Raw genomic sequence first — 24,653 nt, 5'->3', positions numbered from 1 at the left:
ACCATGCGTTACGACCAAATCAAACAAAAGCGAAGAACCATATTTTGGCAGTCATATCCTGCCAAATTAGAGGTTTACGGCCCCTTTAATTCGGGGAACATTGGCTTGGTAGGCAACTATCTCAGGGTGAAGTTCGGGGATAATTCCAGCCTATGGAAGCGGGCTTTTTCCATCTATATGGAATTAGTACAAAACATTTCAAATTATTCAGCTGTTCGTGACCGGGAATCCGAGGCAGGAGTAGGATTGTTTAAATTGGAGGAAACCGAGACTCATTTGGAGATTTGGGCCTGCAATGAAGTAAACAAGGCAGATCTTTCCAAGGTAGAGCAAAAGGGGGAGTTGATCAATCAATTGGGCAAGGAGGGCTTGCGCAAGATGAAAAGGGCATATTTATTACATGCAGATGAAAATCGCCCAAATTCTGGCAATATTGGGATCATACAAGTTGCCATAAAAGCGCAAGGTCCGATCACCTTTGACGTCGAGGATATTGACGACAGAAGATCCTTATTATCTATTTTTGTGAAACTTGAAAAATAAAATAACCATGCAAGATTTTATTGTTGAAGGCAGTCGGGAAAAGTTCTTTATCCCGAATATTAAATTAAGTGCTGAGGAGCGTAGGGGTACTATCGAAGGGGAATCCTATTTGGAAGAGCCCTATCAGTTCTATGAAGATATTTTTAAGTGGGTTTCCGTATTCTTTGAAGAGGGTGGAGAGGAATTCAATTTAGATATTAAACTGACGTATTTTAATACGGCCTCTTCCCGTGCGTTACTGGATTTATTTATTAATCTAAAAGCACTGGAAGATTCAAATTACAATATTACGGTCAACTGGTTCTATCCTGACCCGGATGATGAGGAGATGCTGATGGAAGCAGAGGATTTTATTGAGGAGAGTGAGCTGGAAATGAACCTGGTAGAATACGAGCTATAATCTGAAAACTCGCATGGATATAGTTTTCCCAATGGGTAAGATTGGTATCTCACCCATTGGGCATTTTTTTGCTATTTCCACATTTCCATTAATGGCCAAACCACATTCATAAAAAGCGGTGTTAATATGGCCGTGATCACACCACATAATCCAAGCGCCAGTCCTCCATAGGCTGCATGGACCTGCCCCTCTTCTGATACTGCTGCAGTGCCAACACCATGCGCACAAGCACCCATGCCCAGGCCCATGGCTTTAGGGTTGGTGATTTTTAAGGCTTTTAAAATCGGAACTCCGACAATCCCACCGAAAATCCCTACAAGTACCACAATAATAGCGGTAAGGGATGGAATGCCTCCAATACTTCCTGAAATTCCCATTGCGATTGGGGTGGTCACCGACTTAGGAGCGATAGAGAAAATCACTTCCTTGGTACCTCCAAAAAGGAAAGCGAAGAAAACACCGGATAATATCCCGATGATACATCCGATAATCAGGGAGATGAGAATTGGTCCTTTCTGAGCACGGATTTCTTCAATTTGCAAGTATAAAGGGACCCCCAGTGCCACTACGGCTGGCCCCAGGAAAAAGCTGATATAATCGCCGCCTTCTTTATAGGTTTCATAGGAAACCCCGGAGATTTTCAGATAGGCGATCAATACGGCGATGCTTAATAATACCGGATGGAATAAAAAGAAATTCCTGCTCCTGGCATACAGTTTTTGGGAAAGCAGATACACCAAACAGGTAAAGGTGATGCTGAAGATTTTAGTATTTAATACGGCGTATAACTCATCCATTGGTTTTGTCTAATTTTTGCATGGTGAAAGCCACAACAATGAGTACGATGATGGTACTCAGGACACAGGATCCTACAATGGCCAGAAGTTGCGATTGAATGGTGGAGATGTACTGAATCAGTGCCACCCCGGGAGGAACGAATAGGAAGGCCATATTTTTATTCAAAATAGTGGCGAATCGCTTTACATCATCCAGCAATAAAATCTTAAAATGCAGTGCTGCAGTCAGCAAGAGCATACCAATAATACTGCCGGGTATGGAAAGATGCCCGAAGGTCTGGATGATTTCACCCAATAACAGGCATCCGAAGATATAGGTAAGACTTTTAATCATTCTGCTTCAAATTTTTGAGAAGACAAGTGGAAGGAGGACGAAACAAAAAATGATCTGAAGTGCCTCCAGATCATTTTTTACTTTCATGGTCTGTTTGACCGTAAGCCCGACACCAGGCTTAGATTTTCACCTGATTGGGGCTGATCACACCTTCCTGATGTTCTTTAATGTTCGTCAAGGTAACCAGAGAGATTTGGTTCAGGGCCTCTACCGTAAAGAAAGCCTGGTGCGAAGTGATCAATACGTTAGGGAAGGCCAACAATCGGGAAATGGTATCATCCGTAATGATTTTCTCCGAGTGATTGTGGAAGAACAAGCCTTCTTCCATCTCATATACATCAATCGCTAAATATCCCAGCTGACCAGTCTTCAGGGCGTCAATAGCGGCCTGCGTGTTGATCAGTCCACCACGAGAAGTGTTAATCAACATGGCGCCTTCCTTCATTAAACCAAAAGTATACTGGTTCATCATGTGGGAAGTTTCCGGTAGCAGTGGGGTATGCAGTGAGACGATGTCCGACTTTTGCAAAAGCTCCGTCAGGTCTACATAACGCATCCCATCCTTCTCGAATTTTTTGTTCGGGAATTTGTCATACATCAGAATTTCACAGCCAAATCCTTTCATGATATTGGCGAAGATCATCCCGATTTTACCGGTACCTACCACGCCCACGGTCTTTCCATGCAAGTTAAAGCCTGTTAAGCGAGACAAAGAGAAGTTGCCGTCACGAACACGATTATAGGCACGGTGGATCTTACGGTTCAAAGTTAGAATCAAAGCAACAGCGTGCTCAGCAACCGCCTCCGGAGAGTAAGCGGGAACACGACGAACGTCAATGCCAAATTCCTGAGCAGCTTCCAAATCTACATTGTTGAAACCGGCACATCGAAGGGCGATCAATTTGATGCCGTTGGCTGCCAGTTTTTCAATGATTTCCCGGTTAAGTTTGTCATTTACAAAAACACAAACAGCATCACACCCTTTGGAGTAATCCACTGTTTCCTCGTCTAGCTGAACACGGAAATATTTGAATTCGTAGCCAAAGTCTTCGTTACAGCGATTAAACCATTCTTTATCGTAAGATTTGTAAGAATAGAATGCAATTTTCATGTATTTATGTTTTGAATTGGTGAGGGATCAACTTCTTGAAAAAAGGCTAATCCTTGATGTTATAGTTAGGTGCTAAGCGCCTTGAATGGACTCTCGAACCTATTTTTCTTTTTTTCAATACAAATTTAGATCATTTATTGAATAGTGGAAGCTAATGAGGGTGGTTTGTTAAACTGACCACGATCATGTTTTGTGATATTCCCTATTTCCATACTGCTTTTTTGAGGAAAACGCTTTATGCAGGGCTTTTTGTTCCCGTCATATGGTAATTCACCAAAATCTCCTTTAAAAAAAACCGTAATTTTCCCTTTTCAATCGTTTTCTAATCCCATCAATTTTTTTCTGGCTTGCTTCCAATCGCTTTAATTTTCGTATATTTGCGTACTTATGCCTAGGGGTGTGAATAATTCCCGGGGATATCACCATAATTGAAACAAATAATCTTCAATGGATCATATTAGAAATTTTTGCATCATTGCGCATATCGACCACGGTAAGAGTACTTTAGCGGACCGACTGCTGCAGGAAACTTCCACAGTGGGCGATCGGGAAATGCAGAGTCAGGTGCTGGATGATATGGATCTTGAGCGCGAGCGCGGGATCACGATTAAGTCTCATGCTATCCAGATGGACTATGAGAAAGACGGACAGAAATACACCCTGAATTTGATTGATACTCCCGGCCACGTGGATTTCTCTTACGAGGTTTCCCGTTCCATCGCGGCTTGTGAAGGTGCATTGTTGATTGTCGACGCTTCTCAGGGAGTTGAGGCGCAGACCATCTCCAACCTTTATTTAGCGATGGAGCATGATTTGAAAATCATTCCAATCCTGAATAAGATTGATTTGCCATCAGCGGATCCAGAGGCGGTCTCAGATGAGGTCGTGGAGCTTTGCGGAGTAGACTATGATGAGATCCTGACGGCATCAGGAAAAACCGGACAAGGGGTTCCGGAGATTTTGGAAGCGATTGTGGATCGTATTCCTGCCCCAAGCGGAGATCCGAAGAAACCTTTACGTGCGATGATCTTTGATTCGCAGTTTAACCCATTCCGTGGGGTGGAGGTAATCTTCCGGGTGTATGACGGTATGATCCGCAAGGGAGATAAAGTAAAATTCTGTGCTACCGGACGCCAGTATAATGCTGATGAAATCGGAATTTTGCGCCTGGAGCAGGATCCTCAGAAAGAAATTGGGGTGGGAGATGTAGGTTACCTGATCTCTGGTATTAAAGACGCCCGTGAGGTAAAAGTGGGGGATACGATCACGCATGTGGAAAACCCGACCACAGAAATCGTAAAAGGTTTTGAGGATGTAAAACCGATGGTCTTTGCCGGTATATACCCGGTGGATACTACGGAGTTTGAAGAACTACGATCCTCTATGGAGAAATTGCAGCTGAATGATGCTTCCTTAGTTTGGGAACCGGAGACTTCTGCTGCACTGGGTTTTGGATTCCGTTGTGGATTCCTGGGCATGTTGCACCTGGAGATCGTACAGGAACGTTTGGAGCGTGAATTCGACATGACGGTGATTACCACTGTTCCTTCCGTACAGTTCCGTTGCACCACTACTGATGGTCAGACGGTGGCGATCAATGCGCCTTCTGAAATGCCGGAGCCGAACTTTATTGACACTATGGAGGAGCCATTTATCAAGGCACAGATCATTACCAAGTCCGAGTTTATCGGTCCGGTGATCGGTTTGTGTATGGATAAGCGTGGTACCTTATTGTCGCAAACTTATCTGACGACGGATCGGGTGGAATTGATCTTTGAAATTCCATTGGCCGAGATCGTATTTGATTTCTTCGATAAGTTGAAAACCATCTCCAAGGGTTATGCTTCACTGGATTACGAATTGATCGGATTCCGTAAGTCTAAATTGGTGAAGCTGGACATCATGTTGAATGGCGAAGGAGTGGATGCGCTTTCTGCTGTCGTTCACCGTGACAAAGCCTATGAGTGGGGTAAGCGACTATGTGAAAAGTTACGTGAGTTATTACCGCGTCAGCAATTCGAGGTGGCCATTCAGGCCGCAATTGGTACCAAGATTATCGCTCGTGAGACCGTAAAAGCACTGCGTAAAAACGTAATCGCGAAATGTTACGGTGGTGATATTTCCCGTAAGCGTAAACTTTTGGAGAAGCAGAAGAAAGGTAAGAAACGTATGCGTCAGGTAGGTAATGTGGAAATTCCACAGGAAGCCTTTATGGCCGTATTGAAATTGGATGATTAAGTTTGGCGGCCTTTGGTCGTTTTAAGGTAATGCAAAACACCGGCTGTGAGGTCGGTGTTTTTTTTGAATGGGTTTTTCCGTCCTTAGACTCCGTCTATACCCTCAAATCTTTCGAGCATTAGCTTCATTTATCATGAATAACTTTTTTGAAGAGGGTGGGTAGAATTAGGGTGTCGCAATAGGCTGTGCCAACAGTGATAGATTGAGTGGTTGAGTTAGGATTATTGTGTGTTTGTTTTGTATTTTGTTAGTTGCCTTTAGCAGTCCAGTTTGATTGCTAGGCTTAATGACAATATGTTTATTGCTTGGTGGATATCAGCCTCATCCTCTGTTCTGTTGGCTATTGTTTACTGAGTGATGTAGGAATGTTATCTTCACAAACAACAATGGAACTGAGAGACTTTACACCCGCACAAACATTAATGCTAACAAGGCCATTTCTGACAACTGGTACAGAGTTGATTAAATATAGCTTTTTAGATCTGGTCTATCGTGGAATTCTCAAAGTATATAAAGATTGGCGATTACCCCATCCACGACAAACAAGAGAACGCTTTTATACCTTTGTCTCACGTGGAGAACTATTTACAAATTATATTCATTCTTATCATCAACACCCTTTTGTAGCGCCTTTTTTAGAGGATGACTATGAATACCAAGTAAAAATTCTGGCCAAAAAAGTATATACCGACTCCGGAGAGGGTTTTGGTTTCAAGTCAAGAAAAGTATACCCACAGCTTAAAGAACAAGGTTACTTTACAACATCTCTCGGTTTGAAGTATCTGAATCTTTTCTTCGTAAGCAATAAGGGTGCTAAGCTGAGAAGAAAATTTAAGCGTATTTTAAATGAAGCAGACGAATCCTTACCAAAGTTTGCCCAGAATAATACAGAACGGGCAAAGGAAATTCTAAGCACGCTTGGGTCCAACGTTATCCTGCTTGATTGTTTTAATGATCAACTGATTGATCAACTGAGGCCAATATTCAATGATCTTGGAAAGACAGATGTGAGTTTCTCTGAGGGGGCTTTTGGGGATCATGAAGGTATGGTTGAGCTTATGTTTTATTCATTCTTAGAAACAATGGACTATTTTGATTCTTCATTTGATTTATTTGACTCAACTTTTGATTTTGGTAGTAGTGACTTTGGAGGGGATATTGGAGGAGGAGATTTTGGTGGTGGGGACTTCGGTGGAGGGGATTATTAACAAAGCGAAATGCTATAAAAAATGAATATGATCGGTCTTTAATTCTTACTGGTCTTGGCAACTTGCTGCCATGAGTGGTGGAAAGGTAATAGGTCAATCTATCCAAGGTTAATCTTTGAATCCAAATTATACTAATCGTTTTTTTCAATAAAATGAAAATCTATGAATGTGTTTGATTATTGTTATTTTAGAATTTGTCAGTTTTATATAAATAATAAAGATAAAGAACCAGAGTATTCAGGTATTTTAATTCTATCATTATTACAAGTTTTTATAGTGTATGATTTTTTCTTTTTTCTTAAAATATTATTTGGAGAGAAATTTATTTCACTTTTTAGCGAAGATCTATTAGAATATTGGATCTTGCCAGTTATAATACTTTTTCCGGTGAAGAACTATTTCAGATATATCAGGAGTGATATGTTTAAATCTGTGGGTAAAAACCTACTTAAAAATGAAAGTGTGAGAGATCGTAAAAGGAATAATTTAAAATTATTTATATTAGTTTTAGTCATTGCTTTTTCTTCTATTGTATGTGGTTTATTATTTAAGGTTTTATTAGAAATGTATGGGGTGATATAATAATAAGGATTAAATTTTATAAACTTTAATAGGGTGTCGAATGAAGTTTATTTAATTATGAAAGTAAAAAGCCTTAGGATAAAGATAGTGGTAAGTCATTCGGTGATTTTGTTCTTAATGCTTATTAGTTTAATTGTTGTAAGGATTTGGCCACAGTATTTCCCAATTATCGTAGAAGGTTATTTCGACTCGTTGATTTTTGACCTGCTGATAATGATGGTTGGTTTTCCTTTGTTTGTTTTTATTTTCAATCACTGGATATTTAGGCTTAAGCTATTGTGGCCTTCATTATTATATCTTTCAATAGTTTATGGTGGCTTAAATCTAGTTTTGCCCTCAATTCTGAATGATGATGTAGGGTTATTTAGTTTTCATGATCGGAATTTGATCTATCTGTATTGTCCTCTGGTGATGGTGGCATATGTTTTTGCCTATTTCATTTCGACCAATTTTTTGTGCGGAGATAGTAAATGGGTAGAGCAATAGAGTTTTGTAATGTTGTCGCAAAAAGCTCACCTATCCCCCAACCTCAAGCGTATTTTTTGTTTTGGAATAATTTTTGTGATTTTTTCAAGTATACTGACCATTTGGTGAGGGCTGATGACGGGAGTAGGCAGGTCGGTATGTTTCATTCCTAAACTCCAAAGCGATGAAGTATCTATGCAACCTCTTATTATTCCTATTATTCTCGACACCCCTCCTTGCACAGGAAATCTCCTCCGAAATCTCCAAAGTAGACTTGTTTGAATCCGGTGCTACCATTCATCGAAAGGCCGTCAAAAGTTTAAGCAAGGGCGAGCATGAAATCATTTTTACCGGCATCAGTCAGGGAGTGGAGGAAGCGAGCATTCAGTTGGCTTCCAGTGGGCAGGTGTTGATCAAAGGGGTCCGTTTTGACTCCGATTATAAGACCGACAAAATCCGACTGCAACAACAAAATTATACGGATTCTTTATTCCTGCTTAAGGATCAGATGAAGGAGCTTGAGTTTGAGCTGGAATCCCTGAAGAAGCAACAAGAGATCCTAAGGCAAAATAGTCAGCAGGCCGGAAATGAGCATCGTTCTACGGAGGAAATCAAGCAGCTATTACAATATTACGCCCAAAAGGATGCAGACTTGTTTCGGGCAATAAATAAGACCCGGCATGCGCAAAGCAGGGCAAAAGCAGTTTTTCAGGATTTTTTGAGAAGAAATAACAAAGGAAGTTATAATATTACAAGAGGGGCGGTGATCGTCAACCTGGAAGCTTTTCAGCCGGTCAAAGCTACTTTCGACCTCAATTACCGGGTTTATGCGGCAGAATGGGAAACACAGTATGACCTGCGGATAAAAGATATCCAAAGTCCCGTTCAACTGGTGCACAAGGCAGAGATTTTTCAGAGTACCGGAGCCGATTGGAAACAGGTGCCTCTGACATTAGTAACCGGGAATGCCAATAGTAATCAGCAGCTGGCCACATTAAATCCCTGGTATCTGAGGGAAAACCAGCCTCCAAAAATCATGGTGCGTGGGGCTGCTACCCAAAGGATGGAATTGGACATTGACTTGGCCTTTGAAGAAGAAGCGGTGGATGAGATTTTTGAGGTAGCGGTTGAAGAAACTCCGGCCATGCATCAATACACCAAAACCACTTCGAACGTGATTCAGACCGATTTTTCCATTGAGAAACCTACCACCATTCTATCTGAAAAAATGAATGGCTATGTAGAGCTGGCGCAATACGAACTTCAAGCGGATTATCAATTCAAGGTCGTGCCAAAGGAAAATACCAGTGCTTTTCTAATCGCCACCCTCTCTGATTGGGGAGATCATCCCTTGTTAAAAGGTCCCTCGCAGAATTATTTTAGTGGCCGTTATGTGGGGCAGGGCTATATTGATCCTGCTGTTTCGGATACGCTCGTCATCTCCCTTGGGGTTAGTCCGCAAATTCAATGTAGCCGTAAAGAACTGAAGCAAAACAAAAGCAAAAGGGTATTGGGAGGCAAAGTTCGGGAGAGTCGGCTTTATCAAATTGAGGTTCGGAATAATGGTCAAAACACCGCAAAAGTAGCCGTCGAAGATCAACTGCCCGTGAGTCAGAATGGTAAAATTGTGGTGAAGCCCACCGAATTAAGCGGAGCGGTGCAGGATGCGTTTTCGGGGAAATTGTCATGGGAATTTGAGCTTGCTCCCGGAGCCCAAAAAACCATTCAATTGGGCTTCGAAGTGGAATATCCCAAGGGTTTTTCAGTGGATGGGCTGTAGGAGACTTTTCTCCTGAGGCTGCCCTCAATCGGGCTGACGCGGCTCACTTATGAGGCGAAGGGCAACGGCCCATCAGCTGGATATTCATATTTATATTCTCGCTTGGCTGCCATTCGGAAAAAGGACGGCGTTTTCCTATTGCCATTTTTCTCAATCAGGCAGACGAAGGAAGAGAACGCAAGTTCACCCGAATTTGGGTCATTCAGTCACCTCTAAATCGACCAAAATAAGCTGAAGTCTAGCTCCTTAAAGCGAATTTTTAAGGCTAATGGTGAATATTCCGGCTCAAGCTTTTCTTCAATGGTAATCATGAAAAACAGGGTGTTTTTTATTTTTTGGCGGCCCCAGGCTAACGCCTGACCGGGCTGTCGGCAGTCGCTCTTTTGGGGGAAGATTGAGATTCATCAACGGATTGCTTCCCCCAAAAGGAGCTCCAACAACCGGCTTCGCCGCTGCCTTCATCCCTGGCCGGGGGTGCAGTGAAAGCCCACCCTCGCCCATCAGTAAAATAATGCTCCTTTTTAGCCTCATTTTTTAGGCAAGATCTTTATTTTTAGGGTGCAAAAATCAATAACATCATGCTTAGCCTACTTAGAACCAACTCCTCTCACCCAGATTTTCTTCAGCTGGTACAAAATTTAGATCAGGATCTCGCCATTCGTAATGGAGAGGATAATGCTTTCTATGCGCAATTCAATAAGGTGGATGCCATTCCTTGCGTGGTAGTTGCGTTTTTGGAGGGTAAGCCGGTGGGTTGTGGGGCCATGAAATCTTTTAGTCCCGGGAAAATGGAAATCAAGCGCATGTTTACGCTGGAAGCGTGCCGGGAAAAGGGAGTGGCTTCCGCCATATTGAAGGAGTTGGAGCAATGGGCCAAAGAGCTCGGTATGCAAAGTTGCGTACTGGAAACTGGCATTCAGCAACCGGAAGCGATTGGTTTGTATCAGAAGCAACAATATCAAAGGATTCCCAATTATGGGCCATATGCCATGGTGGAAGACAGCCTTTGTTTTGAAAAGCAATTGGCGGAAATTTAACACAATTTTTAAGCCGCATGATTCAAAATCCAACCATATTTTGATGAAAGGCTGGAAACTGAATCTATACAGGGCAGAAATCTCTTATTCTGCCTGCTTCCAAACTCTTTTTTCGTTGATGATTTCCTTCTGTCGGAATGCCTCTTCCAGATTTACTTCATAGCGGTTGGCTATGGCGCAGAGATAAATGAAGATGTCGGCCAGCTCCCCGGATAAATTTTCAAATTTGGAATGTTGGTCAATGGCCAATCCTTCCGCCTTGCGAACCGCTTTAAAAAGTTCCCCGACTTCTTCTCCCATTAACAGGCATTTGTCCCGTGCAGATTGCTGATCAAATCCTCTTTCGATTTCCATCTCTGTGATGTATTGTTGGAAGTCCTTGAGGGTAGGCTTTGATTTGAGTTTTGGCATTATGAAATGTTATGAAAATTGAAATTAGGCGGGAAATTAAGGATTCTCTTTCAATCCCCTTTCTTTAAGCGGAATTTCTTTCAATAAAATCCCACTGCTTCTAAAGAGGAGGTCGGGCGGGGCATTAGCCTTCAATGAATGACCGCTGCAGGATATTCTTGTTTGCTGGTGATCAGGATTCCGGAAGATCACTTATTTCCTTGTTTGAAATAATTATATTTATAAATATTTGAATTTATAATACAGATAAGATGGCGCGAGAAATTCCATTGCAAAAGGGGGACGTTATTTTTGAGAAAGACCTGATTTGTATTTCAGATGGTAAAGCTACTCAACGGAGGGTTTTTCTGACGGTATCGGTGCTTTGGCTGTCTGTTCTCATTGGCAGGATTTTCTATGAGCCTGAAGCTGCCAGTTTAAACTTCTATTTTGGGGTGTTTCTGATTCATTTATTATTGGTCACTGCCTGGAGTTTGACCTCCTCTAAACATCGAATTCACCGGAGGGAAATAAGGACGATCCAATTGAAAAAATACTGGTTCGGCGGGCCTTTACAACTTTCTATCCAACTAAGATGGCGTCGTAGAAGAAATGTTAATATTCCGGAAAAAGAAAGAGATCAGGTCGAAAAACTATTAAAGGAATGGCCTGTAAACAGGATTGAACTTGAGGCGGATGAATAGCAAAAGTTAGCAGCAGAAGTGCATGACAAATTCCGGCTTGCTGATTTAGCGCTTTATTTTGAAAGGCTATCTTTTGTGCTACTTAACCCGAAATATTCACCACTATATTTATAAACCAATCGGAAGAGGTTTATTTTCAGTTCTTTGAAACTTGTTTTCTTTGAGTTATAATAGCCCAAATTTGGGCAAGCTTGCTTTCTCCTCATTCCTCTGTTTCGTTGGGAAAAACTCGAAATAGGAAACTACTCCTTCCTCTTCCCCGCCTAGCTGCAAAACAGGGATTCTAGCATGCAAAATTCAGGCTTAATGCTAATCCCAAAGCGAGATTGCTGATGATATTTTTGTGTTTTTATAGCTACTTTTAATTTAATATCATACTGAATATCATTTCTATAGTTTGTTTTCTCCATATGCCTTCCATAAATTGAAAGCTTTGTTGTAGCAATAAAATTCGTATGCTACAGTATTTTTTCAAAAGGCAACCTACTTATGGCAGAAGGTCAGGATCAATATCAATCTTTATTAATGCGGCTGGATCGTTTGCAGGCTCAGTACCAGGCACAGCAAAGAGAGCTGATGGCTATCAAGCGGGAATTATTGGAGCAGCAGGCACAAAAGATGGAGGCTTCCTCAGGTGCTACTGCATCTGAGGAAAAAGTTTCTCCTGCGAATGAAGCGGTGCTGGAGATTAAGGAACAACCCAAGTCAGGGCCCGCTTTCTCTCCAAAACAAGCCGAAGCGCCATCCTCCCCAAAGCTGGCTAAAAAGACCGGCGAAGCCTTTTCCTTTAATTGGGAGAAGTTCATCGGCGAAAATCTGATCAATAAGATCGGGATTTTTATTTTGGTTCTGGGAGTGGGGATTGGGGCGAAATATGCCATTGATCATGATTTGATTAGCCCATTGGCCCGAATTATTATGGGGTATTTAATGGGGATTGGCTTGTTGGGTTTTTCGTTTAAATTAAAAGCGAAATACGAAAACTACAGTGCCGTCTTGCTAAGTGGGGGAATGGCTATTTTTTATTTCATTTCTTATATCGCTCACAGTTTCTATGACTTAATGCCACTCGGCTTCACTTTTTTCCTGATGGTGGTTTTTACCGGATTTACAGTCTTTGCGGCCTTAGTTTTTAATCAGCAAATTATCGCACTATTGGGAATGGTGGGTGCTTATGCGGTTCCTTTTTTATTGGGTAACAAAGCCGGAAATGCGAATGTCTTCCTGGGCTATATTAGTTTAATCAATATGGGGATTTTAGTGCTGGCTGTAAAAAAATATTGGAAAGCATTATATTATTCGGCCTTTTCCTTTAGCTGGCTAATCTATTCTTTTTGGATGTTTTCTGGCTATAGCGCAAATGAGTATTTTGTCACCGCTTTAGTCTTTTTAACGATTTTCTTTTCCCTGTTTTATTTGACCAGCATTTCCTACAAGCTATTGCAAAAAGAAAAATTTGGCAGAGCTGACTTATATTTAATTCTGGGGAATGCTTTCCTTTATTATAGTTTTGGGTATTACATTTTAGCCGGACATGCGATTGGGGATGATTTCCTTGGTTTGTTTACCCTCCTCAATGCCCTGCTACATTTTTGTGTAGGTTATGGTGTTTATAAACGAAAATTATCAGACAGTAACCTATTTTACCTCATAGCTGGTTTGGTGTTGGTTTTTATCACTATTGCAATACCTGTTCAGCTGGACGGGCATTGGGTAACCCTTTTATGGTCAGGGGAAGCGGCTTTGCTATTTTGGATTGGGAGGACTAAATCGGTGGAGATTTATGCGAAATTAGCCTTTCCCTTGATTATTTTGGCCGTAATTAGTTTGCTGCATGATTGGGGGAATGACTACCCGTCATTATCTCTTTTTGATCAGGTGAAATCAGTGCCTTTTTTATTCAATACCGCATTTTTAAATAGTCTGTTATTTACACTGGCCTTTGGTTGGATGACCTATGTTTATCAGACGAGCAGGCAACCCGTCGAGCTTTCTGAATTTTGGAACAAGTGGTGGCTGATAGCGATTCCTGCAATTTTTCTATTCGTTTTGTATGGCACCTTCTTTCTGGAGGTCAACAATTATTGGGTGCAAAAATACTCTAACTCCATGCTGAAGATACCGGATCGGGAAACGGGAGATTTGGTGGCGGTATTTGATGCTTATCTATTGAAGTTCAGGCTGGTCTGGCTGATCAACTATTCCATTTCCTTTCCCTCGGTGCTTATTGGTTTGAATCTGTGGAAATTGAAAAATAAGTCCTTGGAAAAGGTTAACCTGATATTTCAATTTCTTTTTGTGAGTCTGTTTATTTTGGCGGGTACGGAGGAGTTGACAGCATTGGCGGAGGCCTGGAGATTCCCTGATGTTGATAGTAACTATGCGGTGAACTTCTATTATTTGGGCATCCGTTATTTAAGTTATCTGATATTGGCCTTCGGAATGTATATGCTTTATTTACAAAAACAGCAAAGTGATTGGGCAGAAATGCTTCGTATTCCTTATGACCTGTTATTGTATATTACCCTTATTTGGGTATTGAGTAGTGAGTTATTATTGTGGATTGAAAATGATGACTCTGCCATGAAATTAGGGCTGAGCATACTTTGGGGGTCTTATTCATTAATGCTGATTGCATTGGGCATTTGGAAAAAGAAGCAACACTTGAGATGGGCCGCCATGGTGCTTTTCGGAGGCACTTTATTGAAATTATTCTTTTATGATATCGCCCATTTAAGCACTATTTCCAAAACCATCACTCTGGTGGCACTCGGACTATTGCTTTTGGTGATATCTTTCCTCTATAATAAGTATAAAAATCTGATAGGTAATGAATAAGTTTTTATGGTTACTTTTATTAATAGGTAGCCCAATAATAACGGAGGCTCAGGCAGATAATGAGTATGCTTATCGACGGCCATTATCAGAGGTAAAGGATGTTTGGCATAAGATTTCCATCCCCAATGAGATGTTTTCCCAGCTCAATGGGGACCTTTCAGATCTTCGTATTCTGGGCAGGACATCGGCAGACACGCTGGAGGTACCCTATATTTTAAAGAAGCTGGAGGGGCAAAGTCGTAAGTTGATGGTGGACTTTAAGCTGATCAATCAGGTTAAAAAGGAGGGTGTTTATTTTTATACCTTTAAGTTAAATGAAGGGAGAAGTCTTAATAGGATTGAACTTGATTTTGGTCAGGAAAATTTTGATTGGAAAGTACAATTGGCTGGTAGCTACGATCAGCAAGAATGGTTTGAAATACTTGCTGATTATAGGATTTTATCTCTTCATAATGATGCTGCTGATTTTAAATTTTCCCGGTTAAATTTTCCGGAATCTGAATTTACTTACTATCGAGTAGCCATTAAGAGTGCTACAGATCCATTATTTCAAAAAGCCAGATTATGGCAAGCGAAATTTGACCCGGGAACTTATAGAAAATACTCTTTTTTAACGCAAGAGGTAGAAACGGAGGGGAAAAAGACGGTTATCCGATTGAATTTAGCAGGGGAATTGCCTGTAAGTAAGCTGGAAATTCCTGTCCATTCTGAATATGATTATTACCGAAAGTTTGTGGTAATGTGTGCCAGCGATAGTTTTAAGACCGCTAAAGGATGGCGATGGAATTTTAGGCCTGTTTATAATGGGGTACTGACTTCTGTTCGGAAAAATGAATTCGATTTTGAATCGGTGCGGGCGAAAAAAGTTAAAATTCATATCGAAAATGAGGACAATGCCCCACTTTCAGTTGGTCAAGTTTCCTTAGAAGGACCAGCTTATATTCTTCTGGCTCGATTTATTGAAGAGGCAGATTATTTCCTTTATTATGGAAATAAAAAGGCCTTATTTCCACGATACGATATTCATCGCTTTTCCGCTAATATTCCTAAAGAAGTCATCGCGCTGAATTTAGGGGAGGAAGAAAAGTTGACTTCCCAACCCCCTGATGAAAAATCAAATGGGCTGTCTGACTACTGGCTTTGGGGCGTTATGGTTTTGATTATTTTGCTTTTGGGAGGTTTTACCCTTTCGATGCTGAAGGAAAAACAAGCGACCGAGGCAGATGGAAATTCTTTTAACTAATCCATAAATCTTTTAAGGTTCCCCTCAATCCGTATTATTCATGCTTTTATCCCGATTAACGGCAATACGGTAAAATGACGGAGTTTTTCCTTTTTTTCAAGGTAGCAGGTGAATGAGGCAAAGACAAGTCTGCCCAAATTTGGGCGATTAGAAAACCAGCATAATTAATCTCCAAATGCAGAAATAAAGGGCTATGAACGAGCTACTTAATCTAGCAGTGAGTGATTTAGATGAACTTGCCCGAAAACGTTAATAAAAACCGTTTCCTCCCTGGGCCGGCAGGAAAGAAGCGGTTTTTTTGGGTGGCCAATAAGCCGTCGGATCATATCAATCAGCGATCAATGCTTTAATTTTATTGACTGTTTCTTCCGGTAGTGCAACCAGGGTTTGGATATGCTCCGTATCGGTTTCCCAAAAAGTTTTTGGAGCCCGGGCATTGGCAAACAAAGTTTTTCCATGCTCCGCTTTTACCTCCCGGTCCTTCTTACTATGGATAATAAGTTTTGGGAGATTTTGGATTTTAGCAATATCACGAATGGCCACATATTCCTGATTAAAGTTTTCCGGATGTGCGACGGCCTGTTTTTTAAGGAAATCTACTGGGGCATAATCAATGGCCAGTTGTTGGGCCGAAGGGATACTGCCATCTGTCACCAGCGCATCCACCCGCTCCTGATTGTCAAGGGCCAGCTTAATAGCGACCTGCCCGCCAAGGGAAAGTCCCATCATAATCGTTTTTACACTATCCGCCTTAGTCTTGAGAAGAAAATCTTCGAAGGCATGCTGGCTATCACTCAATACATTTTTGTAGTTGGGTTTGCCCATGGATTTTCCATAGCCTCGCCAGTCCGAAATGTAGACATTGAATCCCGCCTGAAGCAGGGGTTCTATTTTGGACGCATATCTGCTGGCATTTCCGCCTGCCCCATGAACAAAGAATATATTCCCAATCAGACTGTCTGTCTTTTGTTTGAAAAAGTAATGATATAGCGAGAGGGAGTCCTCCTCAATGAGCTCCACTTCCTGATAGTCAAAATCGGATAGATCGGCCAGCTCTTTGGTAGGAAAATAATACAATACGGATTCATCATTATCTACAATGGCCTTTATCCTGGGATTACTATGGTATAGGTATAGGCCAAAGCCAATAGTGGTGAACAGAAATAGTAAAAGGAGGGCTCCCAAAACTTTCAATATTTTCATCATAAGGTGTTAAGGTTAAGGTTAGCGTGGCAAAATATGTCGGTATATTTTAATATCAAAATTTATTCCTCCGCATAAGTCGTTTTTCAAATGGGGGCATATAAACTAAATGATGCATGCGCAAATCCTCTTCCAGCCACAGGAGGGGAGTTGAGGGGTAGTGCCATATTTGGCGTTTTTTCGAGGGAGAAGGAAGCAAGCCAACCCCAATTTGGGCAATTAGGACAGCAGTAAAATCAGTTTGCGACCAGATATGAAATTCTTTAGGGCAATCTACTAATGCTTGCGGTGAATGATTCGGCTTAGGAATCCATAGACACGAGGATGAGTCGCAAATGACGATTTCTCATTGAGTGGATGAAATTTCAGGGCATAAAAAAAGCCGAATCTTTCGAAACGACTTTAAGAAAAAAGGATTTGATCCTGTGATTATACGCGACGTACGTTCACGGCATTCAATCCTTTTGGTCCACGCTCTACGTCATATTCCACTTTGTCATTTTCGCGGATATCGTCCTGTAGACCTGTTTTGTGAACAAAAATATCTTGATTAGTTGCATCATCTTTGATGAAACCAAAACCTTTTTCGTCGTTAAAGAATTTTACGGTACCTGTACTCATTGTATTAATTATTAAAATATATTATTGTTGCTGATCTTTCTTTTTCTCAGCTTTATTTTCTCGTTCTTCTGGAGGGACAGTAGTAATATTACCAAATTCGTCTACATAGGCCATCATATCTTCCAGCTTTCCGCTGCTATCCTGAGATTTACGATCCAGGCGTTTCTCGAATTTTTCAGCCTTTTTTTTCCGCTTCTTTTCCGCTTTCTGTTTTTTGATAAAACTATTCTGTGACCTTGCCATACGCTCTTTTCATGTTAATAATGCCTCCTTGGGAGGGTGTCGTCATAATCAAGGCTTCCGGGAGGAAGTATATTGTTAAAGAAAAGAATTAAAACCTGATAGGAGGGAACGCTTGCCTTTATGATTAAATACAAACAGTGGCAGATGCATGAGGGTTTTGCTTATCGGAGCCGGAGAGTAAAATTCGTGAAATTCCGGCGGCACAAATGACAAACTTACTGATGAATAGCAGACTGTACAATGAGTATAACTTGACACAAAGGTAAGAGGAACTTTTGCCGATTCCTAATGGTATTGTGGATATTCCACTTTGAATGCAGGCTAAGGAGGTGTTATTTGACCGTTTTGGTAACCGAAATTCAGCCTTTTTTAATCCAATAAGCCTGCTCAGCGCCTTGTGCGCCTGCTTTGAGGTAAATCATTGAAATTGACTTTATTTAGCAGAAAAATGGTCTGATGGTTACTTTTTTGCTCATTTGATGGGCGAATTTGAATATCCGAACCGCTTTAGCCGGATTATTCAGCTTAAATCCTCGTTTAGCTGTTAGGCGGGAAAGATGAAGGAATTTTTCTTATTTCATTTTTATCTAAGGAAGCATATATATGAGGAGCAAGTAAGTTTGCCTCAATTTGGGCTATTAACAAATCAGTAAGCATAGCGCTATTGAATTGAAAATAAGTGACTAAGCTGGTTTACTTAATTTAGCGGTGAATAATTCGGGTTAACAATTTATAAGGCCAGGTTAGTATTTTTTTGTTTGATGGTCGCCCGAAGGATAAACCCTAGCCCAATTAAAATAAATGGAATGCTGAGCCACTGGCCCATATTGAAGAGCATTTCCTGTTCGGCAGAAGTTTGGTTTTCCTTGACAAATTCCAGAACAAAACGAGCAGTGAACACCAAAGCAGTGGAAGTTCCAAAAAGTAGCCCGGGCTGCGTGATGGCATTACGTTTTTTATATAAGAAAAAATTTAAGCAAAAGATACCCAAATAGGTAATGGCCTCATAAAGCTGCGCAGGATGTCTGGGATGTTGGTCCACCTGTTCAAAGATAAAGGCCCAGGGGGCAGTGGTGATTTTGCCAATAATTTCGGAGTTCATCAGGTTCCCCAATCGAATAAAGCCAGCGCCCAGTGGCCCAACGACCGCCACCATGTCCAGGGTTTTTAAAAAAGGAATTTTTGCCCAACGACTAAATATAAGGAACACTAATAATAAGCTCAGGGTTCCTCCGTGACTGGCCAGGCCCTGATAGCCGATAAAGGTAATGTCTCCGCCAGGGGAGATGGCGATGGGGAAAAGCATCTCTAAGGGCCGTGAAAGGAAATAGTCAGGTTCATAGATCAGGCAATGGCCCAATCGGGCGCCCAGTAAGCCACCGAACATGCCGCCATAAAAAAGTTTCTCCAGATGCCCTGCCGGTATGCCTTCTTTTTTGAATATAAGATAGAGAACATAGATGCTCAGCAAAACGCCGATCATAAAAAGAAAGCCATAATAACGAAGGGGAACACCTGCCACAGAGAAAAGCTCCAGGCTGGGGTTCCAATGAATATAAAAAGCGGTCATCATTAAATTGTAAGGAGGGCGTCCTGCCCATTAATATAGGTTGAGGTTTTTATTCTTCTTCTTCAATCCACTTGAGTACTTTATCAAAAGGATAAGTTTCTAAAAGACCATAGCCGGCTGTTTTTTTATTGCGCAGGCGGGAAAATTTCGGCATGCTCACGCCCAAAAGGAATTTGGTCATCAGGCGGGCATCCAGTTTGCCGGCCAGTTTTTCCGCTTTGGTGAGAATATTTGCTTTGTCGAGTTCCTCAAAATTATCGGAAAAGGCGCTCTCAGGGAATACGGCGGGCTTTTGATCACGGCAATAGCTGCATTTACCGCAGCTTTCCCAATCGGTATTTTCACCAAAGTAAAGGGATAATTTTTTACTCAGACAGCCTTCCGACTTAAAGAAGTTTACCATTTCATGCAGGCGATCTACTTCCGCAATCTCTTTATGCAAAAATACCTGATACAATTGGTCGGTCATTTCCTCTATAGAATAGCGTTCCGGCCAGTTCACCTCAAAAGCCTCTTTCATTTTACTCGCCTCCATTTTGATCAGGCTTTGCTGTTGCAGGCTTTCGAGCACGGCAATAACACTTTTGCGATCTCCCTGAGGGTAATGTTTTTCAATGGCCTCAAAGTCTATGGTCATCCACATGCGGGCCATTTTGCTACTTTTGAAAATGGCTTCGATCAGGGGTTTCTGCTCCGGCGCGCATTTGCGCAGCACATTTTCCTTGAGTGTTACAAATTTTATTTTGTATTCGGAGAAATAGGAATGAGAAGGGGTGATGATCCCTTCGTTTTCCAAATACACCAGCATGGTGCGCAACGGCGTTGGGCGGAAGTTGGCATTATAGGAAAGATCATAAATCTTGGGCTCCCATAAATTATTCTCTGCCCGGTCAATAGATCGTAAAACACGTGCTACGGCTTCTTTGTCCGGGGTATCTCCATAGATGAAGTTTTCCAATAGGGCAAAATTACTTTCATCCGCCATCATGATACACTGGGATTCCTGCCCGTCACGGCCGGCACGGCCAATCTCCTGAGAATAATTTTCTATAGATTTGGGCAGATGATAATGAATGACATGGCGGATGTCGGCTTTGTCAATACCCATTCCGAAGGCGATGGTAGCCACAATCACATCCTTATCCCCACTCATGAATTGCTGCTGAATTTCCTTCCGTTGGTCTGAAGGCATTCCGCCATGGTAAGCGGTGGCATTGATGCCATTTTCTCTCAGAATACGGGCAAGGTCTTCGGTGTTCTTTTGCAGGGTGACATAAACAATGGCAGATTCTTCCACATGTTGTCTCAAATAGTCAATAATGGCTTCCTGTCGATCTGCATCATTATAAGGCCGGACATTAAGAATGAGGTTTGGGCGGTGAAAGCCGGTAACCGAGAAGTTATCCAGCGGAATGTCAAACTTCTCGCCCATATCTTCAAAAACCTTTGGAGGGGCCGTAGCGGTGAGCAAAAGTACCTGTGGGAATTGGAAGGTTTCTTTATACTGTGGTAATTTGATATAATCCGGACGAAAGTTATGTCCCCATTCCGAAATACAGTGGGCCTCATCAATCACCAGCATGGAAAGCTTCAGCTGACTCAGGAAATTTCGGAATCTTTCATTCTTGAAGCGCTCCACCGCTATAAACAGGACCTTGTATCGGTCCGCTTTTAAGTCTGCTGCAATTTGTTTAGCCTCTTTAGGATCCAGGGTGGAATCAATTCGAGTGGCGGCAATACCTTTAGCATGAAGAAACTTCAGTTGGTCTTCGATCAAAGCCAGTAGGGGAGATACCACCACCGTTAAATGGGGTAATAAAATCGCCGGTAATTGATAACACATGGACTTACCGGATCCGGTAGGAAATATGGCGCCAGCCGATTCTCCCCGCATAAGGGTTTCAATAACTTTTTTCTGTCCGGGACGAAAGTCGGAGTAACCAAAGTGTTTTTCAAGAGACTGCTCAAGTGTGGCCATAGACGAATAATTTCAGTTTTTTTTCGCTTGTCAATGCGGATTCCAATTCCAACAGGTAAGTAAATAGAAAAAAATGGGAATAAATAGTTCAGGCAAGAAATCCTGCCAATGTTGATAAAATTGAAAATAAAAAAAGCAGCCCAAAGACTGCTTTTATTTACATTTTTTTGTGGTGTCGCTTAAGCCGGATGATTCATACTTTAGCCTGAATTATTCACCGCTAGAATCAGAGTATACCATAAGAAGCCGTATGTTAATCCGTTATAATTTAGTCTGCCAAATTTCTGATAGCCCAAAATTGGGTAGGCTTGCTTTCTCCTCATTCATCTGCTTCCTTGGAAAAAACTCGAAATAGGAGACTATTCCTTCGTTTTTTCCGCCTGGCAGCCTAACGAGCATTGATGCATGAATAATCCGGCTTAAATCTTCGTTTAAAACGTATTTAAAGGCCGAAATTCGCAGCGAAAATTTGATTATTGCAGAAGCGATACCCGATTATTTTGAGCGCATAGCAGCGCTATTAATGAGCAATCCGAAATTTAGCAATGATTAATTCTCGTTATATCACCTCTTCCACCAAAGGGGCCTTTTCTTCTATGGCTTTATTTTTCTTTAATTGAACACTAGGCTCTGCCGGCAATTGGAACAGCGGAATAAAGCGGTCCCAGCCCGTAAAAGTAGCAATCAGGATGGTAGCCACCGCTATCATCGCCATATAATTGTATTGAATAATGCTGATCGGATCAAATTGGTAAAATTCCTTTGGATAAACTGCCGTGGCAATTCCGACATAGAATCCAATATAAACATGCCAGGGGATAAGTTGCGAGCCGAATACCCCCAGGGCATCGGAGAAGGTCGCATTGCGTAATCGCAATTTGTATAAATCTTCTTCACTACCTTCCACATTGTCATCCACTAGGTTCTTAATCATCGGTCCTACCGTCACGATCTGGGCCATCTCATCTGCCAAAGCCGCATTACCCAGGATAGATAATACGCCATTGGCGGTCATCAAATGTCTTACTTTAGTTGAAATTCTGACCACCAATAAAGACAAGGGTTCAAAGGCGTTGATCTTTTTCATGATGCCCCCAAAGGCTGCCACCCACATCATCATCACGATCACCCAGGATCCCGCACCGGAGAAGCCATCATAAACCAATTGGCCAAAAGCGGCAGTAGATTCAACGGTGCCTTCATAAAGTCCGAAGCCCATCGCACTGATAATCCCGATAAACAAGCAGGCCAGAGTAGGTAATCCTTTTATGGCGGCGATTAAAACCAATATTAATGGAATCGTCATATACCAGGCCATGCCTTCTTTTACCTGGTTGAGCAATGCCACGGCAGAGGCTCTTTCCGTTTCTAAGGCGGTCCAGGCACTTTCCGGAATGGCCGCAATGGCGGAGGTGGCGTCTGCTGTTTCAGTAGGTAAGTCCATGGTGTAGCCACTGATGCCAAAGGCAATGACTCCGAGTAATAGCACCAGGCCTGACCACACTCCCTGATGGCGAATACGGTCAATCACCTCTACTTTTTGGATGCCGGAGCTGACAATGGTGGTGTCGGAAATCAATCCGATGTTATCTCCAAAGCAGGCGCCGCCCGCAATGGCACCAATGGTCAGGGCCACATTTCCACCTAATATATGGTTCAGCCAAAGGAATACGGGTGCGCAAGCGGCAAAAGTTCCCCAGGAGGAGCCCGTGGCGATGGATAAAATGGCCGTCACCACCAGTCCGATCATCGCGATGCTTTGAGCGGTTACGCCTAATTCCAGCGCCAGGTTTATGATGGAGGCTCCTACGCCTGTGGCCATAAATGCTTCGGCCATCGCATAGGCCGCCATTAATATAAAAAAGACCATCTGCATCTCTTTCACATTGTCTACGGCGGCATTGAGCACCTGATTGAAATTTAATTTTTCTGAGAAATACGCTACCACTGCAGCATAAAGGGTAGCAATCGGAGCAGCCAACAGCACATCCATCCCGGAGATCATCATTGCTGCAAGCAAGAATACCGGGCTGATTTTAATCAACGCTAACATGTATTTTTTTTGTGTTTATGTCGTGTTATTCAATTGCAAAGGTAGTGGCTTGTCAGGAATGGAAACGGAATTGTTCTAATGAGTATAAATTCAATCGTTCGAGTTATAAATATAACAAAAGATGGGTTGCATTTAAGAGTATATTGTATTATTCCAGTATGGCTTTGGCGGCTTAATGGGTTTTATATCCTTCTTATAGAAAAAACAATTGTTGTTATTGATGAAACAAATATCGGGGCGTTTTTAGACGGTTTGGGCTTGAACCACCCTTAAAATGGCTTTGAAATTTCTCTTAACTTGATTTTTGTGAGGTTTTGCTGGTATAATTAGGAGAACGCTTGTTATATTTTTGAATTGAATTTCAGTTTTTGTTTGTTTGAAGGAAAAGCCCTAGCCAAGATTTTGTAGGGTTCTCCTTTTCCCTAATTTTGCGGCGTCCAATCACAAAAATTACACTTATAATAAGAATGGAAGAATTAAAGTCAATTATAAATAAGGCTTGGGATGATCGTTCCCTTTTAGAAGATCCAAAAACGGTTGAAGCTGTTGAGACGGTGATCGAAATGTTGGATAAAGGTGAGTTGCGTACTGCTGAGCCTGTAGGAGACGATTGGCAAGTTAACGAGTGGGTGAAGAAAGCAGTAGTACTTTACTTCCCATTGCGTAAAATGGAAACTTTGGAAGCGGGTCCAATGGAATTCCACGATAAAATGAAATTGAAGACCAACTATGCTGACCTGGGTGTGCGTGTAGTTCCTCACGCGGTAGCGCGTTATGGTGCTTATTTGTCTCCGGGTGTGGTCATGATGCCTTCTTACGTGAACATTGGTGCGCGTGTAGATTCCGGTACGATGGTAGATACCTGGGCAACCGTAGGTTCTTGTGCGCAAGTTGGTAAAAACGTTCACCTTTCGGGTGGTGTTGGTGTCGGTGGTGTTTTGGAGCCATTGCAGGCTGCTCCGGTAATTATCGAAGATGACGCCTTCATCGGATCTCGTTGTATTTTGGTAGAAGGAGTACGTGTAGGTCGTGAGGCTGTATTGGGTGCGAACGTTACCTTGACAGGTTCTACAAAAATCATCGATGTTACAGGTGACGAGCCGGTAGAATACCGTGGTTATGTGCCTCCTCGTTCAGTAGTTATTCCAGGTACCTTGCCTAAAGAATTCAAAGCAGGTACTTTCAATGTGCCATGTGCATTGATTATTGGTAAGCGTAAGGAGTCTACTGATAAGAAAACATCTTTGAACTCTGCATTGCGTGAGAACAACGTATCTGTTTAATTGATACTGATTTAAAGAGATAACTTTTTGTT

Annotated in this window: 21 protein-coding genes; 11 read left to right on the top strand and 10 right to left on the bottom strand. The window is 41.9% G+C overall.

Annotation, left to right across the window (positions count from 1 at the left end; genetic code table 11):
• Positions 1 to 3: 3 nt before the first annotated feature.
• Entirely contained in the window at positions 4 to 543 is a 540-nt protein-coding gene (locus tag AAA970_RS09740; RefSeq protein WP_053405428.1) for a DUF6272 family protein, read from the top strand.
• Positions 544 to 550: 7 nt separating this feature from the next.
• Positions 551 to 943, top strand: coding sequence for a DUF1987 domain-containing protein (locus AAA970_RS09735; protein WP_338236969.1), 393 nt, complete (start codon positions 551 to 553; stop codon positions 941 to 943).
• 71 nt (positions 944 to 1,014) lie between these two features.
• Here the strand turns inward: AAA970_RS09735 and AAA970_RS09730 are convergent, their stop codons facing one another.
• The 3 genes from AAA970_RS09730 to AAA970_RS09720 all read right to left on the bottom strand — a co-directional run bounded on the left by AAA970_RS09730 (position 1,015) and on the right by AAA970_RS09720 (position 3,185).
• On the bottom strand, positions 1,015 to 1,740 hold the full coding sequence (locus AAA970_RS09730) for an LrgB family protein (RefSeq protein ID WP_053405427.1): 726 nt from the start codon (positions 1,738 to 1,740) through the stop codon (positions 1,015 to 1,017).
• A complete protein-coding gene (locus AAA970_RS09725) occupies positions 1,733 to 2,074 on the bottom strand; it encodes a CidA/LrgA family protein (protein ID WP_053405426.1) in 342 nt (113 codons plus the stop codon). Before AAA970_RS09725 ends, AAA970_RS09730 begins: the two co-directional genes overlap by 8 nt.
• 118 nt (positions 2,075 to 2,192) lie before the next feature.
• Positions 2,193 to 3,185 carry a 2-hydroxyacid dehydrogenase gene (locus AAA970_RS09720; protein WP_338236968.1) on the bottom strand — a complete coding sequence of 331 codons (993 nt, stop codon included), beginning with the start codon at positions 3,183 to 3,185 and terminating at the stop codon, positions 2,193 to 2,195.
• 447 nt (positions 3,186 to 3,632) lie between these two features.
• On the opposite strand from AAA970_RS09720, the gene lepA reads away from it, so the two are divergent.
• The 5 genes from lepA (at position 3,633) to AAA970_RS09695 (ending at position 10,495) form a co-directional block, all read left to right on the top strand.
• Positions 3,633 to 5,423: a translation elongation factor 4 gene (gene lepA, locus AAA970_RS09715; protein WP_060686714.1), complete on the top strand. Its 1,791-nt coding sequence runs from the start codon at positions 3,633 to 3,635 to the stop codon at positions 5,421 to 5,423.
• Between the two features lie 386 nt (positions 5,424 to 5,809).
• Positions 5,810 to 6,631, top strand: coding sequence for a hypothetical protein (locus tag AAA970_RS09710; RefSeq protein WP_338236966.1), 822 nt, complete (start codon positions 5,810 to 5,812; stop codon positions 6,629 to 6,631).
• Positions 6,632 to 6,793: 162 nt separating this feature from the next.
• The gene (locus AAA970_RS09705) at positions 6,794 to 7,213 is read left to right on the top strand and encodes a hypothetical protein (protein WP_338236965.1); all 420 of its coding nucleotides are present in this window, start codon (positions 6,794 to 6,796) and stop codon (positions 7,211 to 7,213) included.
• Positions 7,214 to 7,862: 649 nt separating this feature from the next.
• On the top strand, positions 7,863 to 9,458 hold the full coding sequence (locus AAA970_RS09700; RefSeq protein WP_338236964.1) for a DUF4139 domain-containing protein: 1,596 nt from the start codon (positions 7,863 to 7,865) through the stop codon (positions 9,456 to 9,458).
• Between the two features lie 578 nt (positions 9,459 to 10,036).
• Positions 10,037 to 10,495 (top strand): GNAT family N-acetyltransferase, encoded by a 459-nt coding sequence (locus AAA970_RS09695; protein ID WP_338236963.1) that lies wholly within the window; start codon positions 10,037 to 10,039, stop codon positions 10,493 to 10,495.
• An 84-nt stretch (positions 10,496 to 10,579) separates the two neighbouring features.
• On the opposite strand, the gene AAA970_RS09690 is transcribed toward AAA970_RS09695, so the two are convergent.
• Positions 10,580 to 10,906: a MazG nucleotide pyrophosphohydrolase domain-containing protein gene (locus tag AAA970_RS09690; RefSeq protein ID WP_060686711.1), complete on the bottom strand. Its 327-nt coding sequence runs from the start codon at positions 10,904 to 10,906 to the stop codon at positions 10,580 to 10,582.
• A gap of 251 nt (positions 10,907 to 11,157) precedes the next feature.
• On the opposite strand from AAA970_RS09690, the gene AAA970_RS09685 reads away from it, so the two are divergent.
• From AAA970_RS09685 to AAA970_RS09675, 3 genes are all read left to right on the top strand, one after another.
• A complete protein-coding gene (locus AAA970_RS09685; RefSeq protein WP_338236961.1) occupies positions 11,158 to 11,589 on the top strand; it encodes a hypothetical protein in 432 nt (143 codons plus the stop codon).
• 489 nt (positions 11,590 to 12,078) lie between these two features.
• Positions 12,079 to 14,427: a DUF2339 domain-containing protein gene (locus tag AAA970_RS09680; protein ID WP_338236960.1), complete on the top strand. Its 2,349-nt coding sequence runs from the start codon at positions 12,079 to 12,081 to the stop codon at positions 14,425 to 14,427.
• Positions 14,420 to 15,670, top strand: coding sequence for a DUF3999 family protein (locus AAA970_RS09675; protein ID WP_338236959.1), 1,251 nt, complete (start codon positions 14,420 to 14,422; stop codon positions 15,668 to 15,670). Before AAA970_RS09680 ends, AAA970_RS09675 begins: the two co-directional genes overlap by 8 nt.
• 327 nt (positions 15,671 to 15,997) lie before the next feature.
• Here the strand turns inward: AAA970_RS09675 and AAA970_RS09670 are convergent, their stop codons facing one another.
• The 6 genes from AAA970_RS09670 to AAA970_RS09645 all read right to left on the bottom strand — a co-directional run bounded on the left by AAA970_RS09670 (position 15,998) and on the right by AAA970_RS09645 (position 23,338).
• Positions 15,998 to 16,876, bottom strand: coding sequence for an alpha/beta hydrolase (locus AAA970_RS09670; RefSeq protein ID WP_338236958.1), 879 nt, complete (start codon positions 16,874 to 16,876; stop codon positions 15,998 to 16,000).
• Between the two features lie 426 nt (positions 16,877 to 17,302).
• Positions 17,303 to 17,494, bottom strand: a complete 192-nt coding sequence (locus AAA970_RS09665; RefSeq protein ID WP_053405413.1) for a cold-shock protein — start codon at positions 17,492 to 17,494, stop codon at positions 17,303 to 17,305.
• A 21-nt stretch (positions 17,495 to 17,515) separates the two neighbouring features.
• Positions 17,516 to 17,737 carry a hypothetical protein gene (locus AAA970_RS09660; RefSeq protein ID WP_053405412.1) on the bottom strand — a complete coding sequence of 74 codons (222 nt, stop codon included), beginning with the start codon at positions 17,735 to 17,737 and terminating at the stop codon, positions 17,516 to 17,518.
• Positions 17,738 to 18,467: 730 nt separating this feature from the next.
• A complete protein-coding gene (gene lgt / locus AAA970_RS09655; protein ID WP_338236957.1) occupies positions 18,468 to 19,310 on the bottom strand; it encodes a prolipoprotein diacylglyceryl transferase in 843 nt (280 codons plus the stop codon).
• A 46-nt stretch (positions 19,311 to 19,356) separates the two neighbouring features.
• A complete protein-coding gene (locus AAA970_RS09650; RefSeq protein WP_338236955.1) occupies positions 19,357 to 21,285 on the bottom strand; it encodes a RecQ family ATP-dependent DNA helicase in 1,929 nt (642 codons plus the stop codon).
• 559 nt (positions 21,286 to 21,844) lie between these two features.
• Positions 21,845 to 23,338: a Na+/H+ antiporter NhaC family protein gene (locus tag AAA970_RS09645; RefSeq protein WP_338236954.1), complete on the bottom strand. Its 1,494-nt coding sequence runs from the start codon at positions 23,336 to 23,338 to the stop codon at positions 21,845 to 21,847.
• Between the two features lie 467 nt (positions 23,339 to 23,805).
• Here AAA970_RS09645 and AAA970_RS09640 point away from each other — a divergent pair, with 467 nt between their 5' ends.
• Positions 23,806 to 24,621, top strand: coding sequence for a 2,3,4,5-tetrahydropyridine-2,6-dicarboxylate N-succinyltransferase (locus AAA970_RS09640; protein WP_338237715.1), 816 nt, complete (start codon positions 23,806 to 23,808; stop codon positions 24,619 to 24,621).
• The last annotated feature ends 32 nt before the right edge of the window (positions 24,622 to 24,653 follow it).

Origin of the sequence: Persicobacter diffluens (genome assembly GCF_036244895.1) — a bacterium.
Classification (GTDB): domain Bacteria; phylum Bacteroidota; class Bacteroidia; order Cytophagales; family Cyclobacteriaceae; genus Persicobacter; species Persicobacter diffluens.
The sequence above is the reverse complement of the archived record's forward strand: the minus strand, read 5'-3'. Positions and strand labels throughout refer to the sequence as shown.